Source organism: Nocardia sp. NPDC051990 (genome assembly GCF_040680755.1).
Taxonomy (GTDB): domain Bacteria; phylum Actinomycetota; class Actinomycetes; order Mycobacteriales; family Mycobacteriaceae; genus Nocardia.
In genome coordinates this window covers 1-15,256 of the sequence record NZ_JBFAXH010000022.1, presented here as the reverse complement: position 1 = coordinate 15,256, position 15,256 = coordinate 1, and the positions used below count along the sequence as shown (strand labels likewise).

Sequence of the window (15,256 nt, the reverse complement as noted above, 5' to 3'; positions counted from 1 at the left end):
GATGATCGCTTGATCCATATGTCTTCGAGTTGGGCATGGGCTCGATCGGAATAGAGAGAGGATCTGGCACTGTGACGACCGTGGCAGATGATGATGTGTTGACCGCCGTCGAACTGGATCTAGCAGTCGACCCGATCGCGGATGCGGTCGAGGTGGCCGCACCGACGGCAGTCCCGGCATCCGCGGTGGCGGAGCAGCCGTTCATCCGAGTCATCAAGGGTGCGCCGTCCGATGAGGAAATCGCGGCGCTGGTATGTGTACTGTCGGCGGCCGCGAACAGCGCAGTTAGTAGCGGACCGGTCGGTCCGGCCGACTCCTGGGGTCGTCCGACCCTGATGCACCGCGGCACCTCGCCGTGCTCTCCGTACGCTTTCCCGCAACTGTCACACCTGCGCGACTGATCGGATGACGAGACTCGTTCTCGCCTCCGCGTCGCCCGCCCGCCGCGCGGTGTTGCGCTCGGCGGGCATCGAACCCGTCGTCCGGATCTCCGATATCGACGAGGACGCCGTTGCCGCGGCACTGCCGCCCGGCACGGCGCCCGAGGTCGTCGTGGTAGAACTCGCGCGGGCCAAGGCACGGTCGGTGGCCGCCACGATTCCGGATTTCGCTACGGATTGCGTTGTGGTCGGCTGTGATTCGATGCTGCTCGTCGACGGCGAGCTACAGGGCAAGCCGCATACGCCCGAGGTGACGCGGGCCCGCTGGTCCGAAATGGCCGGGCGCAGTGCCGATCTCATTACCGGCCATTGCGTCTTGCGCATGCGAGACGGCGAGATTGTCGGCGAATCCGTCGACTGCAGTTCCACCACCGTGCATTTCGCCAAGCCCGAACCCGAAGAACTGGACGCCTATATCGCGACCGGCGAGCCCTTGCAGGTCGCGGGCGCATTCACCCTCGATGGCATGGGCGGTTGGTTCGTCGATCGCATCGATGGCGATCCGTCGAGCGTTATCGGGATCGGACTACCACTGCTGCGCCGACTGCTTGGCGACATTGGGGTCGGCATTGCGCAACTGTGGCGCCACTCGCCCAGCTGACGGCGGCGCGATCCGCGGCTCCGTCGCGGCCTCCGCGCCGATCGGCAGCGGTGTCGCATTGCGCTCCGGCTCCCGCCGCGCCATGAGCTCCAAGCGGATCACGCAGAGCTCCGGCTCGACGAAAGGTTGCAGCCGGACGTTCACCTCGCCACGCACGCCGTTGCGGTCGAGAACCTCTTTGATCAGGCCCAGGTGCACGCCGCACACGACCTCGGAATGGGTGCGTGCGAGTTCACGCAGCGGGCAGGCGGTCAGCCGGATCAGGACCTGCCCATCGGTCTCGGCGGCCGCATCGCGCTCGGGTGCGAAACCGAGTTCGGACATCAGCGTCATGGTGACGTCCTTGGCGTCCTCCAATGACTCGACCGCATGGTCACCCGCGTCGAGTTTGGCACCCCAGGCACGTCCGGCGGCTATGGCCGCCTCGGAGCGACGCCGCGGATCAGGGCCGAGCTGGTCGGCGAGAACCTCGGCCAGTTCCTGATAGCCAATCGATCGCTGGATCGCCCGGTATCCGATGCGCGGGCGCCCACGGCCGCGCGGTGGCTGTTGGAACTGCCGCACCAGCGATTCCCTGGTGAGCACATCCAAATGGAACCGAACAGTAGTGACGTGCTGTCCGGTGATTCTGGCCAGTTCTTGGGCGTCGAGAGGTTCGCTGGCGCCACGTAGGATCGCGAGCAGTCGACGCCTCGGCCAAGAATCGGACATAGCTCACCCCTCCTCCCGGGAGACTTTATCGGATGAGAGTGCGATTTATTCGCCCATTCAGCCGATTTGTGATCTGAAACGAGTTTCACTATCACCTCACACCTAACATCGGCGTGAGACCCAAACCGCTATAACCACCGTCTACCTCGTGTGAAGGACCCATATCGTGCCCGTTGCCCCGAACCCTCATCCTGCTTTCGGTGCGTACGCACATCCTCACCGACTAGTAACCACAGAGTGGCTATCGGCAAACATCGGCACGCCGGGACTCAAGATCATCGAGTCCAACGAGGACATCCTGCTCTATGGCATCGGTCACGTTCCCGGCGCCACCAAGATCGATTGGCGGGGCGACCTCAACGATCCGGTTACGCGTGACTATATCGATGGCGCCCGGTTCACCGAGCTGATGCGCGCCAAGGGAATCGAGCGCGACGATACCGTGGTGATCTACGGTGATCGCGGCAACGCGCAGGCCGCGCACACGTTCTGGGTTTTCACCCTGTTCGGACATCCGGATGTGCGACTACTCGACGGCGGACGGGACGCGTGGATCTCCGAGGTGCGCGATACCACCTTCGACCTCCCGTACCCGCTGCGCAGCGAGTATCCAACGGTCGGACGCGACGACATTTCGGTGCGGGCGTTCCGCGAGGATGTGCTCGCCCATCTCGGCAGGCCACTGATCGACGTGCGCTCCCCCGAGGAGTATTCGGGCGAGCTGATCCAACCGACGGTCAATCCCGAGGACACGGCGCTGCGCGGCGGACATATTCCGACCGCGGTGAACATTCCGTGGACCCAGGCCTGCCACAGCGACGGCCGCTTCCGTTCCCGCGCCGAATTGGACGAAATCTATGGTGCGCTCGAGACCACGGACGATCTGGTCGTCTACAGCCGGATCGGCGAGCGTTCCAGCCACACCTGGTTCGTACTCACCTATCTGCTCGGCTTCGAATCCGTGCGCAATTACGACGGGTCCTGGACCGAATGGGGCAATTCGGTTCGCATGCCGATTGCCAAGGGATATGAACCGGGTGACGTACCGACGGCAGGTACCCGCAAGGAGCAAGCCCAATAGGCCGATCCGGGCACATCACAGCCGACCGCGATATCCGAACTGCGGCGTTCCGGGCGCGACATGGTCACGCAGGCTGCCGCGCCCGGGCCCGATGTAACGCCGCGGGTGTGATCCGTGACCTACTGTGGAGTAGGCCTATCCGAGTGCGGCGGTTGTTGACAGACTGCCTACACTCCCCCGAGACGGAAGTATGTCGACCACGGGGCGACCAAGAAGATTGCTAACAGGAGGCTCAGTGCCCAGCCATGCCAGCGCGCGGATATCGAAGGTACTCGTAGCTAACCGAGGCGAAATCGCAGTTCGCGTGATCCGGGCGGCCAAGGATGCCGGTATCGGCAGTGTCGCGGTATACGCGGAGCCCGATGCGGATGCCCCCTTCGTGAAGCTCGCCGACGAGGCGTTCGCCCTTGGCGGGCAGACCTCGGCCGAGTCGTACCTCGTCTTCGACAAGATTCTCGACGCCGCGGCCAAGTCCGGTGCCGACGCCATCCATCCAGGCTACGGATTCCTCTCGGAGAACGCCGACTTCGCCCAGGCCGTCATCGACGCCGGGCTGATCTGGATCGGCCCCTCCCCGCAGTCGATCCGCGATCTCGGTGACAAGGTCACCGCGCGCCACATCGCCGAGCGCGCGAAGGCGCCGATGGCGGCGGGCACCAAGGATCCGGTCAAGAACGCGGCCGAAGTGGTCGAGTTCGCCAAGCAGTACGGCGTGCCCGTCGCGATCAAGGCCGCCTTCGGTGGTGGCGGTCGCGGCATGAAGGTCGCGCACTCCATCGAGGAGATTCCGGAGCTGTTCGACTCCGCCGTTCGCGAGGCCACCGCGGCCTTCGGTCGCGGTGAATGCTTCGTCGAGCAGTACCTGGACAAGGCCCGCCACGTCGAGGCGCAGGTCATCGCGGACAAGCACGGCAACGTCGTGGTGGCGGGTACCCGTGACTGCTCGCTGCAGCGCCGGTTCCAGAAGCTGGTAGAGGAGGCGCCCGCGCCGTTCCTGACCGATGATCAGCGCGCGCGAATCCATGCTTCGGCCAAGGCGATCTGCCGGGAGGCCGGTTACTACGGCGCGGGCACCGTGGAATACCTGGTGCAGGGCGACACCGTTTCGTTCCTCGAGGTGAACACTCGCCTGCAGGTCGAGCACCCGGTCACCGAGGAGACCGCCGGTATCGACCTGGTGCGTCAGCAGTTCCGCATCGCCGAGGGCCACGCGCTGGCGATCACCGAGGATCCGACGCCGCGCGGGCACGCATTCGAGTTCCGGATCAACGGTGAGGACGCCGGGCGCGGCTTCCTGCCCGCGCCGGGTCCGGTTTCGGTATACCAGGAGCCCAGCGGCCCCGGTGTGCGTGTCGATTCCGGTGTGGTGCAGGGCAGTGTGATCGGCGGTCAGTTCGACTCGATGCTGGCCAAGCTGATCGTCACGGGCGAGAACCGTGAGCAGGCGCTGCAGCGGGCCCGGCGCGCGCTGGCCGAATTCCACGTCGAGGGGCTGGCGACGGTCATCCCGTTCCACCGCGCGATCGTCGACGATCCGGCATTCATCGGTGACGGCGAGAAGTTCGACGTCTACACCAAGTGGATCGAGACCGAGTGGGCCAACAACATCGAGCCCTACACCCCGGCCGATGCCGCCGCTGACGAGGACGCGGAACTGCCGCGACAGAAGGTCGTCGTCGAGGTCGGTGGGCGTCGGGTCGAGGTATCGCTGCCGGGCAACTTCACCGTCGGCGCCGGTGCCGCGGGTGCGGGCAGCAATGGCGCCGGGGTGATCCGCAAGAAGCCCAAGGCACGCAAGCGTGGCGGCGCCGGTGGCGGCGCCGCCTCCGGTGACTCGGTCACCGCGCCGATGCAGGGCACCGTGGTGAAGGTCGCGGTGGAAGAGGGCCAGTCGGTCGAGGCGGGCGATCTGATCGTGGTGCTCGAGGCCATGAAGATGGAGAACCCGGTCAACGCGCACAAGGCCGGTGTGGTCACCGGACTGTCCGTTGAGGCGGGCGCGGCGATCACCCAGGGCACCGTGCTGGCAGAGATCAAGTAAGTAAACAGCTGGCGAAGACCGTCTCGGAGCGGGCGCTGGGCACCGACGTCCGCGCCCGCTCTGTCGTACCGTGGTTTCGGTGAACAGCTCTGCCGTTGTGCCCGCCGTCGCGGAAGTGATCCGCGGCCGACGTGCATCAGCCAGCCGTGCCGACGATTATCGCCTCGCCCTGGTCATCGAGGGTGGTGGCAGCCGTGGCGTCTACTCCAGTGGGATGGTGCAGGCGCTGGAGGAACTCGGGCTCGCCTCGATCTTCGATGCCGTGTACGGCACTTCGGCGGGTGCGATCAACGGCGCGTGGTTCCTGTGTGGGCGGGCGCTGGCGGGCATGCGGTCCTGGACCGATCCGGTGATCATGCGACGTGCGGTCGATCCGGCCCGACTGCTGCGTGGTCGGCCAGCCTTCGATCTGGACTACCTGGTGCACCAGGTCTACGACGGCATCGAACCGATGGATTTTCCGGCAATTCTGGCCAATGCCACCACCTTTCATCCGATCGGCACCGATACCCGCACCGGGCGCGCGGTCGATCTGCGCCGCCACATCGTCGATAAGCCCACCCTGATGACCGCACTGCGGGCTTCGGCGGGACTGCCGATTCTCGCGGGTCCGCCGGTGCCGCTGGGTGATGCCGAATATCTCGACGGTGGGCTGTCGGAAACGGTGCCGATCCGCACTGCGGTACGTGACGGTGCGACGCACGCCGTGGTGCTGCGCACCCGACGCACCGATGAACGACGCCCGCCCGCGCGGCGACTACATCAGATCATCGGCGGTAGCTATTTGCGCGTCCGGGCACCGGGGGCATACCGTTCCTGGCTGCAGCGGCCGTATCAGCAGGACGTCGAGGACCGCTTCCTGGCGGGACTCGGCGATGCGGCGCTGCAGATCCACCCGCCCCTAGGCTCCCCGGATGTGGACAGCGCCGCGCGCGACACCGCGTTGCTCGCCGAGGCATTGACGATCGGGCGGGATGCCGTGCATACGTCCCTGGCCGCGCTAGTTCAACTCGACGGTGGCGCCGTTGGAGAGCAGGAAGTCGTGTAGTTCGAGTCGGCTCGGTGCGGCGTCCTGCGGGACGTCGAAGACCAGTTGGGTGGTGGCCGATTGCCCGGCCTGGAGTTCGAACGAGTAGCCGTAGCGGCGCAGGGTGGTCTGCCACATGGTCGCGATCGCATGGTGGTCGACTTGGCGGCCCTGGGTGTCCACCAGACGTTGACCGACGGGCAAGAACCATTTCGGCTCGTCCGAGATATTGCGAACGGCGACGGTGACGATGGAATAGGAGCCGCTCGCATTCTGCAATCCGATCCGCGGGACACCGGAATCCACCGAGGTGACCACGAATTCGAACTTGCCATCGCGCACTGGAATGTTCAGACCGGCAGATACCGGCGCGGGCGGCTCGGCCGATTGCGCGGTATCGCCGTCGCGCACCGCGACCGACGGATCGGCCGTGCGCGAACCGCCGCCACTGCCGGTATTGCCGAAGGCGATCAGCGCGGCACAGCCGGCCGCCAGCATGAACGGCGTCAGGACCATGACGACGAGTGCGCCGATCAGCTTGGACAGGAAGGGCTTGCGGCGCCGATGCCGCACCTTGCGTAGTGGTGCGATCCATGGGCGACGCTGCGAGACTGTCCAGCGGGGCGCGACAGGTGCGCGCCATGGCACCCGGTTCGGTTGTGCTGCCGCTCGTTTGGCTGGCGAGAGCGGACCGACGACGGGTGTCGGTTGGACCGCAACATGATTCGGTGACCATGGTGAATACGGTCGCGGTGCCGCATGTGCTGCTGGCGGCGGTGCCAGTCGGGTTGCCACGAGTGTCGGCGTTGGGCCGGGCTCGGAGAGGATTTTGGTCGAATCGAGTGGATTCGACGACTTGACCAGTGGCGCTGGCGATTCCGCTGATGGTGTCGGTGCGGATGTTTCCCCCCGCGTCGGCGAGTGCGTCTCCACTCGCGTCGGTGTCGGCTGCTCATCCGCTGGCAACCGGTGCGGGCGCGACGCCTGCGTTCGCGGTGTATGCGGCTGCGGTACATCGGGGCGCTGAGGCTGCGCGGACGGCTCAGCCGGTGGCCGGGCCGGCGCAGGCGGCGGACCAGCTGTCGAACGCTGGGCCAACGGTGTGGCCGGGCCGGGCGGCGATGGTTGCGGTGCGGCGAGTGGGAGACGTGAGAATGCGGCTGCCGCGTATGCGGCGGCGGCGAATTCGCGGGCGGTGGGATAACGCTGGGTCTGGTCCTTGGCCATGCCGCGAGCGATTACCGCGTCCAATTCCGATGGGACCGCGGGGTTTACGGTGGAAACGCGTGGAGGGTCGGTCATCAGGTGGCCGTGCATCTGGCGGGCCGGGTCGATGTCGCCGTAGGGACGGCGGCCGGTCAGGCATTCATAGAGAACGCACGCCAGGGAATAGACGTCGGAGCGGGCGTCGACGGTGCCGTTGAAACGTTCCGGTGCCATATAGGCCCAACTGCCGATGGCCATGCCGGTGGCGGTGACGGCCGTCTGGCCCAGGCTCTGCGCGATGCCGAAATCGATGAGATACGCGTGCCCACCGGTGCCGACCAGGATGTTCGGCGGTTTGACGTCGCGGTGGATCAGCCCGGCCCGATGCGCCGCATCCAAACCCGAGGCCGCCTGCGTCACGAAGTCGATGGCCGCGGTGGGTGTCAAAGTGCCGACCCTGGTCAGCATTTCGGCCAGGTCGATGCCATCGACGTACTCCATATCGATGTACAACCGACCGTCGAGTTCCCCGAACCCGTGAATCGGCACGATATGCGGATGTCGCAGACTCGACCCGAGCCGCGCCTCCCGCTGGAATCGCTTTCGATAGTCCGCATCGGCGGCCACATGTTCCGCCAGCACCTTCAGTGCGACCGTGCGCCCGGTTTCGCTGTCATGCGCCAGCCATACCGCCCCCATACCGCCCCGCCCGAGTAAACGGTCGAGCCGGTACTTCCCGAACTGTTCCCCCATCACTGACCTCCATCGCTGGGACGAGGCCGGTGGCCGCGCCATTGCGGAGTGGGCGGCCACCCGATCGAAACCGCATCGCCCGAAGCTATCCCGACCCTAACGCCGCCACCCACCGACGCACAGTGTGAGCTCCCCTACGTACAGCGTGTCACCCATCCCGGTGCGGGCTGGTGGACACTGTCCTTCTCGTACCCGAAATCCACACCGCCATGACAGAATCCGCGAATCGGATCCGGCGGCAGCGGCGATCATTACGCACCCTGGCCACTCAGCGTCGCGAAACCCGGCGAGCCCGGCGTCGATGCCACAGCACCGGAACGTTCGATGAAAGCGGTTAGCCTTGCTGTTATGAGTGACCTGCCCGAGATTCGCATCGGCACCGCGGAGCGTGAGCAAGCGATGCAACGCCTGTCCGATCATTTCGCCGCCGGGCGGCTCAGCGTGACGGAGTTCGACGACCGCAGTGCCGTGGTTGCAGCCGCACTGACCCGCGGCGACCTGGAAAGAGTCTTCGTCGACCTGCCCGAACCCGCACCCGTCGCCGCGGCACCCGCCAAACGCGACTCCGGTTTCCTCGACGAGTGGCCGGATCGGGTGATGGCGGTGATCCCGATCCTGGCCGTCATCCTGTTCTTCGTCACCGGCAGCTGGCTCTGGTTCCTCGCCATCCCGCTCGCGGGTGCCCTGCTGTTCGGCAATCAGCGCGAGCACCACCGCCGTCGCCCGCGCGACCGTCGCCGCCGCCGGGAACTGGAGGACTGATGGAACCCGTCGAAATCAATGCGGGCACCTGGTACCTGCGTGCCCTGCGCGCCGACGACCGCATCGATGACCGCCCCGCCCTCGCCGACGGCGGCATCACCGATCCGAACTACGTCACCCTCCGCGCCGCGCAGTGGGATGACGAATCCCACTTCTCCTGGGCCGTTTGCGAACCCACCACCGCCGAACTGGTCGCCGAAATCGTCGTGACGCCCGGCGCCGACAACACCGCCGAACTCACCGGCTGGGCCCGCCCCGGTTATGAACTCGCCCTCGAAACCGGCACCACCGCGGTCCACCGCTTCGTAGCGGGCGGCCTCGGTCTCCGGCTCTCCTGAGCCAGGGCCGACTCAGCGCATCACACCGGTATGTCCGGTGGAGTAACGTCCGGGCTGCGGCCAGATGGTGAGTCCATGCGGCCCACGCCCAACGGGTATGCGCGCCAACAGGTTCCAGTTTTCGATATCGATCGCGTACACCTCACCGTGGTATCGACCGGAGACCCAGAAAACGCGTCCGTCCGCGGAGATGTTGCCCATATCCGGGCTGCCGCCGCCCGGGATGAACCACTTGCGCACCAAGGCATTCGCGGCGAAATCCCAGACGGAGATGCTGCCCTCGTGCCGGTTGGTGATGAGCATCTGTTGGGAGTCGCGGGTGACATACAGACCGTGCGCACCTTTGCCAGTCGGCACGAAGCCGGTGTTCTCCCAAGACAATGCGTCGATAGTGTAGACGCCATCCGCGACCATATCGGCGATGAAGAAGGTACGCCCGTCCGGGGACAGCTTGACGTCCTGCGGCATGCCGTCGCGACCGCCCGGCAGGTCGATCATCTTGACCACCTTGCGCTCGGCTACATCGAAAACCAGCATGCGGCCGATGAATTCACAACTGGCCAGGGCGAATCGACCGTCGGCAGTGAAGTCCATATGGTCCACGCCCGCGCAGCCGGGCACCGCGAGGGCGTAGACCTTCTGCCAGGTGTGTGGATCGTAGAAGTCCAGCGACATATCAGCCTCCGCGACAACCAGCGCGTATTGGCCATCCGGCGTGTAGTACATGTTGTAGGGGTCGCGCACCGGGAAGGGCTCGCCGGGTTCGCCGGTGCGCGGATCGATCGGCCGTAGGGTGCCCCCGCCGATCGGCAGATCATTGGTGACATACAGCGTCTGCATGTCATAGGACGGCACCACGTGCTGAGGCTCCGGACCACCGGCCCGGAAGCTGTCGATCACCTGGAAGGTTGCCGGGTCGATCACCGAAACCGAATGCGATTCGCTGTTCGGCACGTAGACCAGGGGCCGATGATCGGCCACCGCCGGACTCAACTCCCGGTTCGCGGCATAGACGTCGGTCGGTGATAACGGCGGCGGCATGCCGGGTAACAGATTGTCCAGATGCGGCGGCGCCGGGCTGGTCGCGGCGGGCGGCGCGATGACCACCCCCGCCGTTCCGGCCTCGCTCGAGGCGCACCCCGCGACCGTCACCAGGACCGTCAGCGAGGCGAGCAGTGGTTGGACGGCGGAGGTTCGGGTTCCGCCGTTCGGTGCGCAGCTTCGGTGAATGCGCTGTCGGTTCACGCGCTGCACCGTGCCAGGAGGTGAAGACGAGATGACATGGGTGCGTAGCCTAGGCGGTCTCGCCCAGATTCCACAGCAATCCCCGACAGGGCGCGGTGGATTGCCCGAATCATCCGGAAATACGTCTTCGGACAGTCAACTTTCGGTTGCTGTCGGATAACTAGTCGACGTCGCCGAGTACCCGATCGAGCGCGTCGACCGCGGCATCCAACTCCGCCTCGGTAACGGTGAGCGCTGGCCGGAACCGGATGCCGCGTTCGCCGGTGCCGAGAATCAGCACGTGCTCGCGTTCCAGCAGCGCGGTCAGTACTTCGTCCCGCAGCTCGGCCGAGGCCAAGGTGATGGCGCACATCAACCCGCGTCCGCGCGGTTCGGTGACCCGCGGATGGTCCACAGCAAGCTGTTCCAGCCGCCGCAGCAGATGCGCGCCGAGCGGCCGGGATCGCTCGATCAGCTCATCGCGCTCGAGCACCTCGAGAATGCGCCGGGTCCGCACCATATCGGTGAGATTGCCGCCCCAGGTGGAATTGAGCCGGGAGCTGACCATGAAGACATTGTCAGGCACCTCGTCCACGCGCCCGCCCGCCATGATGCCGCAGACCTGGGTCTTCTTGCCGAACGCGACGATGTCGGGCTCGAGCGCGAGTTGCTGGTAGGCCCAAGTGGTTCCGGTCATGCCGACACCGGTTTGCACCTCGTCGAGGATGAACAGCGCGTCGTTTTCGTGACAGAGCTGCCGCACGGCGTGCAGGAATTCCGGACGCAGATGCCGGTCGCCGCCCTCGCCCTGGATCGGTTCGGCGATAAAACACGCTATGTCGTGCGGGTTTTCGGCGAAGGCGCGGCGCGCTTGGTCGAGTGCGTGCGCTTCGGCAGCGGCGATGTCGACACCATTGGCCAGGAACGGCGCATCGATGCGCGGCCAATCGAATTGGGGGAAGCGGACGGTCTTCACCGGATCGGTGTTGGTCAGCGACATGGTGTAGCCGGTGCGGCCGTGGAACGCTCCGGTCAGGTGCAGCACCCTGGTGCCGAGTTCCGGTGCGCGCCCGTGGGATTCGTTATGCCTGCTCTTCCAGTCGAACGCGACCTTGAGCGCGTTCTCCACCGCGAGTGCGCCGCCGTCGATGAAGAACAGATGCGGTAGTCGGGGATCGCCGAGTACCCGCACGAAAGTATCGACGAAGCGGGCCATCTCGACGGTGTAGATATCGGAGTTGCTCGGCTTGTTGATTGCCGCGGCGGCCAGTTCGGCGCGGAACTCCTCGTCCTCGGCCAGGGCGGGGTGGTTCATGCCGAGGGCATTCGAGGCGAAGAAGCCGAACATATCGAGGTAGGAGCTGCCGTCTCGTTCATCGACGATCCGGCAGCCACGGGATTTCCGTAGATCCAGCACCAGGTCGAATCCGTCGGCGAGGATGTGCGCCGACAGGATCTCGTGTACCCGGGAGGCGGGGGTGACCGGTGCAGTGCCACTCCCCGCGCGGGTGCGCTCCAGTTCGATGGTCACACCCGTAGGGTACGTAAATCTTTACGAAAATTCTACGGAATAACGAAGTAATTACGGCCAGACGGCTACCTGTCGTAGAATGTCTGCAAGATGATGGTGCTGCGAGTTCTCACGTTGGCGGTCGCCCTGATCTCCTGGAGCAGCTGCTCGAGGTGCCGAGGAGAGGACACCCGCACCAGCAACACGTAACTCTCGTCACCCGCCACCGAGTGGCATGCCTCGATTTCCGGGATATGTTGCAAGACGGCAGGCGCGTCATCGGGTTGTGAGGGGTCGAGAGGAGTGATGGCGACGAATGCCGACAACAGCTGGCCGAGCGCCTCGGGATCGACATGTGCGGTGTAGCCACGAATCACCCCGCGCGCTTCGAGTCTGCGGACCCGCGATTGCACAGCCGAGACCGATAAGCTCGCCTTTTCGGCCAGATTCGACAGGGTGGCGCGACCATCGGCCACCAGTTCACGAATCAGCAGGCGATCGATGTCGTCGAGTACGGGTCTTGCCGGTGTATCCGCCATCAGCGAAGGCTAACCCAGCGGCGGCTACTCGTGCCGAAATCTATTCCTCGTCAGCCCACCGTACCCATCCGATATGTTCGCCGACCCAAAGCTGAAGCGGAGCAACCGATGACAGATACGCTCGCCGACCACCGGACCAAGGACCTGGCCGTCCGCGCCACCGAACTGCTGCGCACACTCGGCGCACAGACACCGGTCTCGGGTGAATTGCGCGCCCGGACGCCGATTACCGGAGGCACGCTCATGACCCTGCCTGCCGATTCCCTCGACGATACGGATGCGGCGATCGGCGCAGCGGCGTCGGCGTTCCGCGGGTGGCGCACCGTGCCTGCGCCGGTGCGGGCCGGGGTGGTGCGGCGCCTGGCCGAACTGCTCAGCGCGCACAAAGCCGAACTCGCCGAACTGGTCACGCTGGAGGCCGGGAAGATCGGCGCCGAGGCCGTCGGCGAGGTGCAGGAGATGATCGACATCTGCGAGTTCGCCATCGGATTGTCGCGCCAGCTCTACGGCAAGACCATGCCCTCGGAGCGGCCCGGACATCGGCTGATGGAGACCTGGCATCCGCTCGGCGTGGTCGGGGTGATCTCGGCATTCAACTTCCCGGTCGCGGTGTGGGCCTGGAATACCGCCGTCGCGCTGGTGTGCGGTGACACGGTGGTGTGGAAACCGTCGGAGACGACACCGCTGACCGCGCTGGCCTGCCATACGCTGTTGCGCCGCGCGGCGGCCGATGTCGGCGCGGATCCCGAAGTGCACCAATTGATTCAAGGTGGTGCCGAGATCGGATCCCGACTGGTCGACGACGAGCGGGTGGCGTTGGTGAGCGCGACCGGTTCGGTGCGGATGGGCCGCACGGTGGCGCCGCGGGTGGCCGCTCGGTTCGGGCGGTGTCTGCTGGAGCTGGGCGGCAATAACGGCGCGATCGTCACGCCCACAGCCGATCTGGAGCTGGCCGCGCGCGGCATCGTCTTCGCGGCGGCGGGTACGGCCGGGCAGCGCTGCACGACCTTGCGTCGGCTGATCGTGCACACCGATGTGGTCGCGCCGCTGCTGGATCGCATGGCGGGGGCGTATCGGCAACTGCGCGTTGGCAATCCGCTCGACGACGGCGTGCTCGTCGGCCCATTGATCAATGGCCGCGCCTATGAAGGGATGCGTGCGGCGATCGATCGGGCGATCGCCGATGGTGGCGAATTGGTCTGCGGCGGTGAGCGAGTCGACGGCTTCGGCAACGACGCCTACTACGTGCGTCCCGCGATCGTGCGCATGCCCAGCCAGACCGCCGTGGTCCGCGAGGAAACCTTCGCACCGATTCTGTACGTACTGACCTACCGCGACTTCGACACCGCCATCGAGCTGCACAACGGTGTGCCGCAGGGCCTTTCCTCCGCCATCTTCACCGCCGACCAGCGCGAGGCCGAACGCTTCCTCGCCGCCGACGGCTCCGACTGCGGAATCGCCAACGTCAATATCGGCACCTCCGGCGCGGAGATCGGTGGCGCGTTCGGCGGCGAGAAGCAGACCGGCGGCGGCCGGGAATCCGGGTCGGACTCGTGGAAGGCATACATGCGCCGGGCAACCAACACCGTCAACTACTCCGATCAGCTGCCACTGGCGCAGGGCATCCAATTCGGTTGAGCCTGTTCGGGTAGCTGGTTTCGGGGAGTACGGCCCGAATAATCGCTCGCGCGGACCTCCTGCGTCGTACGACGCAGGAGGCAGCAGCTAGGCAGCTCGCTGGGCTCATAACCGTCCGATCCGCAACACCGAGCCGTGTCGAATTCCGCCGCTCGCGCTGCCCGAACCGGTAACCTGTTCGGCCGGAACGCAACTCGGCAGGCTTGCGCGGCGCGGACACTTTCGTCGGTGCCGTCCTGCTACTGCTGAAGGCGATCCAACTGGGCCGCGGCTGACCGCGACATCCCTGTAGCGCCGACGACCACCAACGTCACCGTCCACCGCGACCGCCCCGCGCCACGGACAAACGGCGACTGCTGAGACCAACCAGGTCGTGTCCCGCATCGTTCGCCTACCGGTTCGGCCTGGCGCTCATGCTCGGACCGTGCTCGCGAGGAACTCGCGGGCCAGTGCCGTGAACTCGTCCGGACGGTCGTAGGTGACGATATGCCCGGCATTCGCTACGGTTTCGAGGCGGGAGCCCGGTGTCGCACGCTGGGCCGCAGCCAAAGCGTCGCGACCGACGAGTGGATCCTTCTCGCCCCTGACCCAGAGCGTCGGCACTGTGAGTCGATGCAGTTCGGATATGAGATTGTGCCGCATCGAGAAGGGACCGTAGGCGTAGATCATCCAGTCGTCCAGTGCGCGTTCTCGATATTTGTTCTTCGCTCGAGCCTCCTCGGTCACATCACGGATGATTGCTTCGAAGTCGCGGGTGTGTTCGCCATCGGTGAGATTGTCGATCATCGACCGTCGAATAGCGTTGGGGAAGCGGGAGAGGTACCACGATGTCGCACGCATCATGCCCGGTGTCCGCAGCGTGAGCCATGTCGAGAACTGCGCTCGGCGTTTGGCGTCCAGCCCGCCCGGGCCGATGGCGATCAGGGAGCTCACCCGCTCGGGGTGTTCCAGGGCGAAGCCTGTGGAGATCCCGCCGCCGAGCGAGAGCCCGATGAGCGCCACTCGAGGCAGCTCGATGGTGTCGAGGAGCTCGGCGAGGAAACGACGGTAGAACGTGTCGTCGAGCCGCCCGCGCCACGGCCTACTGCCACCGTGCCGCGGCAGATCTACGAGATGCACGCGGTAATCGCGCGCGAGAGCCGGGGCGACTCGCCGCCAAACCCCGCGGGCAGTGTCGAGTATTCCGCCGTGTAGCAACAGAATCGGCGGACCGGCGGTACCCGCGCGATAGAGGCGGACGGGGCCGCCGTGCACGGCAAGATCGGTGTACGTGTCGAACAGGCTGCTCACGACGGTTCCCTAAGTTTGTAGTGTCTGGGGTTGATGCCCTGGATGCCCAGGGCGGTGGGGTGTAGCTGATGACTGTTTGCCTCTGTTGTGGCTCG

Annotated in this window: 14 protein-coding genes; 8 read left to right on the top strand and 6 right to left on the bottom strand. The window is 65.8% G+C overall.

Annotated elements, in window-relative coordinates:
* The first annotated feature begins 71 nt into the window (after window positions 1-71).
* Window positions 72-401 carry an acyl-CoA carboxylase subunit epsilon gene (locus AB0L63_RS28530; RefSeq protein ID WP_364506843.1) on the top strand — a complete coding sequence of 110 codons (330 nt, stop codon included), beginning with the start codon at window positions 72-74 and terminating at the stop codon, window positions 399-401.
* 4 nt (window positions 402-405) lie between these two features.
* Window positions 406-1,041, top strand: a complete 636-nt coding sequence (locus tag AB0L63_RS28525) for a nucleoside triphosphate pyrophosphatase (protein ID WP_364506840.1) — start codon at window positions 406-408, stop codon at window positions 1,039-1,041.
* Here AB0L63_RS28525 and AB0L63_RS28520 read toward each other — a convergent pair.
* Window positions 967-1,752, bottom strand: a complete 786-nt coding sequence (locus AB0L63_RS28520) for a transcriptional regulator (RefSeq protein ID WP_364506837.1) — start codon at window positions 1,750-1,752, stop codon at window positions 967-969. The two genes, AB0L63_RS28525 and AB0L63_RS28520, sit on opposite strands and share 75 nt — an antisense overlap.
* Window positions 1,753-1,918: 166 nt before the next feature.
* Here AB0L63_RS28520 and AB0L63_RS28515 point away from each other — a divergent pair, with 166 nt between their 5' ends.
* From AB0L63_RS28515 to AB0L63_RS28505, 3 genes are all read left to right on the top strand, one after another.
* Complete coding sequence (locus AB0L63_RS28515) at window positions 1,919-2,833, top strand: sulfurtransferase (RefSeq protein WP_364506833.1); 915 nt, start codon at window positions 1,919-1,921, stop codon at window positions 2,831-2,833.
* 235 nt (window positions 2,834-3,068) lie between these two features.
* Window positions 3,069-4,874, top strand: coding sequence for an acetyl/propionyl/methylcrotonyl-CoA carboxylase subunit alpha (locus AB0L63_RS28510; RefSeq protein ID WP_364506830.1), 1,806 nt, complete (start codon window positions 3,069-3,071; stop codon window positions 4,872-4,874).
* Between the two features lie 79 nt (window positions 4,875-4,953).
* A complete protein-coding gene (locus tag AB0L63_RS28505) occupies window positions 4,954-5,922 on the top strand; it encodes a patatin family protein (protein ID WP_364506827.1) in 969 nt (322 codons plus the stop codon).
* Here AB0L63_RS28505 and AB0L63_RS28500 read toward each other — a convergent pair.
* Window positions 5,875-7,860, bottom strand: coding sequence for a protein kinase (locus tag AB0L63_RS28500; protein ID WP_364506824.1), 1,986 nt, complete (start codon window positions 7,858-7,860; stop codon window positions 5,875-5,877). The genes AB0L63_RS28505 and AB0L63_RS28500 overlap by 48 nt on opposite strands.
* A 348-nt stretch (window positions 7,861-8,208) precedes the next feature.
* Here AB0L63_RS28500 and AB0L63_RS28495 point away from each other — a divergent pair, with 348 nt between their 5' ends.
* Together AB0L63_RS28495 and AB0L63_RS28490 are read left to right on the top strand one after the other, a co-directional pair.
* Window positions 8,209-8,622 carry a DUF1707 domain-containing protein gene (locus AB0L63_RS28495; protein WP_364506821.1) on the top strand — a complete coding sequence of 138 codons (414 nt, stop codon included), beginning with the start codon at window positions 8,209-8,211 and terminating at the stop codon, window positions 8,620-8,622.
* A complete protein-coding gene (locus AB0L63_RS28490) occupies window positions 8,622-8,960 on the top strand; it encodes a hypothetical protein (RefSeq protein WP_364506818.1) in 339 nt (112 codons plus the stop codon). Before AB0L63_RS28495 ends, AB0L63_RS28490 begins: the two co-directional genes overlap by 1 nt.
* A 12-nt stretch (window positions 8,961-8,972) precedes the next feature.
* On the opposite strand, the gene AB0L63_RS28485 is transcribed toward AB0L63_RS28490, so the two are convergent.
* The 3 genes from AB0L63_RS28485 to AB0L63_RS28475 form a co-directional block, all read right to left on the bottom strand.
* The gene (locus AB0L63_RS28485) at window positions 8,973-10,205 is read right to left on the bottom strand and encodes a YncE family protein (RefSeq protein ID WP_364506815.1); all 1,233 of its coding nucleotides are present in this window, start codon (window positions 10,203-10,205) and stop codon (window positions 8,973-8,975) included.
* Between the two features lie 160 nt (window positions 10,206-10,365).
* Entirely contained in the window at window positions 10,366-11,715 is a 1,350-nt protein-coding gene (gene lat / locus AB0L63_RS28480; RefSeq protein WP_364506812.1) for an L-lysine 6-transaminase, read from the bottom strand.
* A 65-nt stretch (window positions 11,716-11,780) separates the two neighbouring features.
* Complete coding sequence (locus AB0L63_RS28475) at window positions 11,781-12,233, bottom strand: Lrp/AsnC family transcriptional regulator (RefSeq protein WP_364506809.1); 453 nt, start codon at window positions 12,231-12,233, stop codon at window positions 11,781-11,783.
* Window positions 12,234-12,341: 108 nt separating this feature from the next.
* Between AB0L63_RS28475 and AB0L63_RS28470 the strand changes: the two genes are divergently transcribed.
* Window positions 12,342-13,871 (top strand): aldehyde dehydrogenase family protein, encoded by a 1,530-nt coding sequence (locus tag AB0L63_RS28470; protein WP_364506806.1) that lies wholly within the window; start codon window positions 12,342-12,344, stop codon window positions 13,869-13,871.
* 411 nt (window positions 13,872-14,282) lie between these two features.
* Here AB0L63_RS28470 and AB0L63_RS28465 read toward each other — a convergent pair whose 3' ends face one another.
* On the bottom strand, window positions 14,283-15,161 hold the full coding sequence (locus AB0L63_RS28465; RefSeq protein ID WP_364506803.1) for an alpha/beta hydrolase: 879 nt from the start codon (window positions 15,159-15,161) through the stop codon (window positions 14,283-14,285).
* Window positions 15,162-15,256 lie beyond the last annotated feature (95 nt).

Bases quoted from the DNA above. Each gene is read 5' to 3' on its own strand.
- AB0L63_RS28525 (WP_364506840.1), top strand. From the start codon at position 406: ATGACGAGACTCGTTCTCGCCTCCGCGTCGCCCGCCCGCCGCGCGGTG.
- AB0L63_RS28520 (WP_364506837.1), bottom strand. From the start codon at position 1,752: ATGTCCGATTCTTGGCCGAGGCGTCGACTGCTCGCGATCCTACGTGGC.
- AB0L63_RS28500 (WP_364506824.1), bottom strand. From the start codon at position 7,860: ATGGGGGAACAGTTCGGGAAGTACCGGCTCGACCGTTTACTCGGGCGG.
- AB0L63_RS28495 (WP_364506821.1), top strand. From the start codon at position 8,209: ATGAGTGACCTGCCCGAGATTCGCATCGGCACCGCGGAGCGTGAGCAA.
- AB0L63_RS28490 (WP_364506818.1), top strand. From the start codon at position 8,622: ATGGAACCCGTCGAAATCAATGCGGGCACCTGGTACCTGCGTGCCCTG.
- AB0L63_RS28475 (WP_364506809.1), bottom strand. From the start codon at position 12,233: ATGGCGGATACACCGGCAAGACCCGTACTCGACGACATCGATCGCCTG.
- AB0L63_RS28470 (WP_364506806.1), top strand. From the start codon at position 12,342: ATGACAGATACGCTCGCCGACCACCGGACCAAGGACCTGGCCGTCCGC.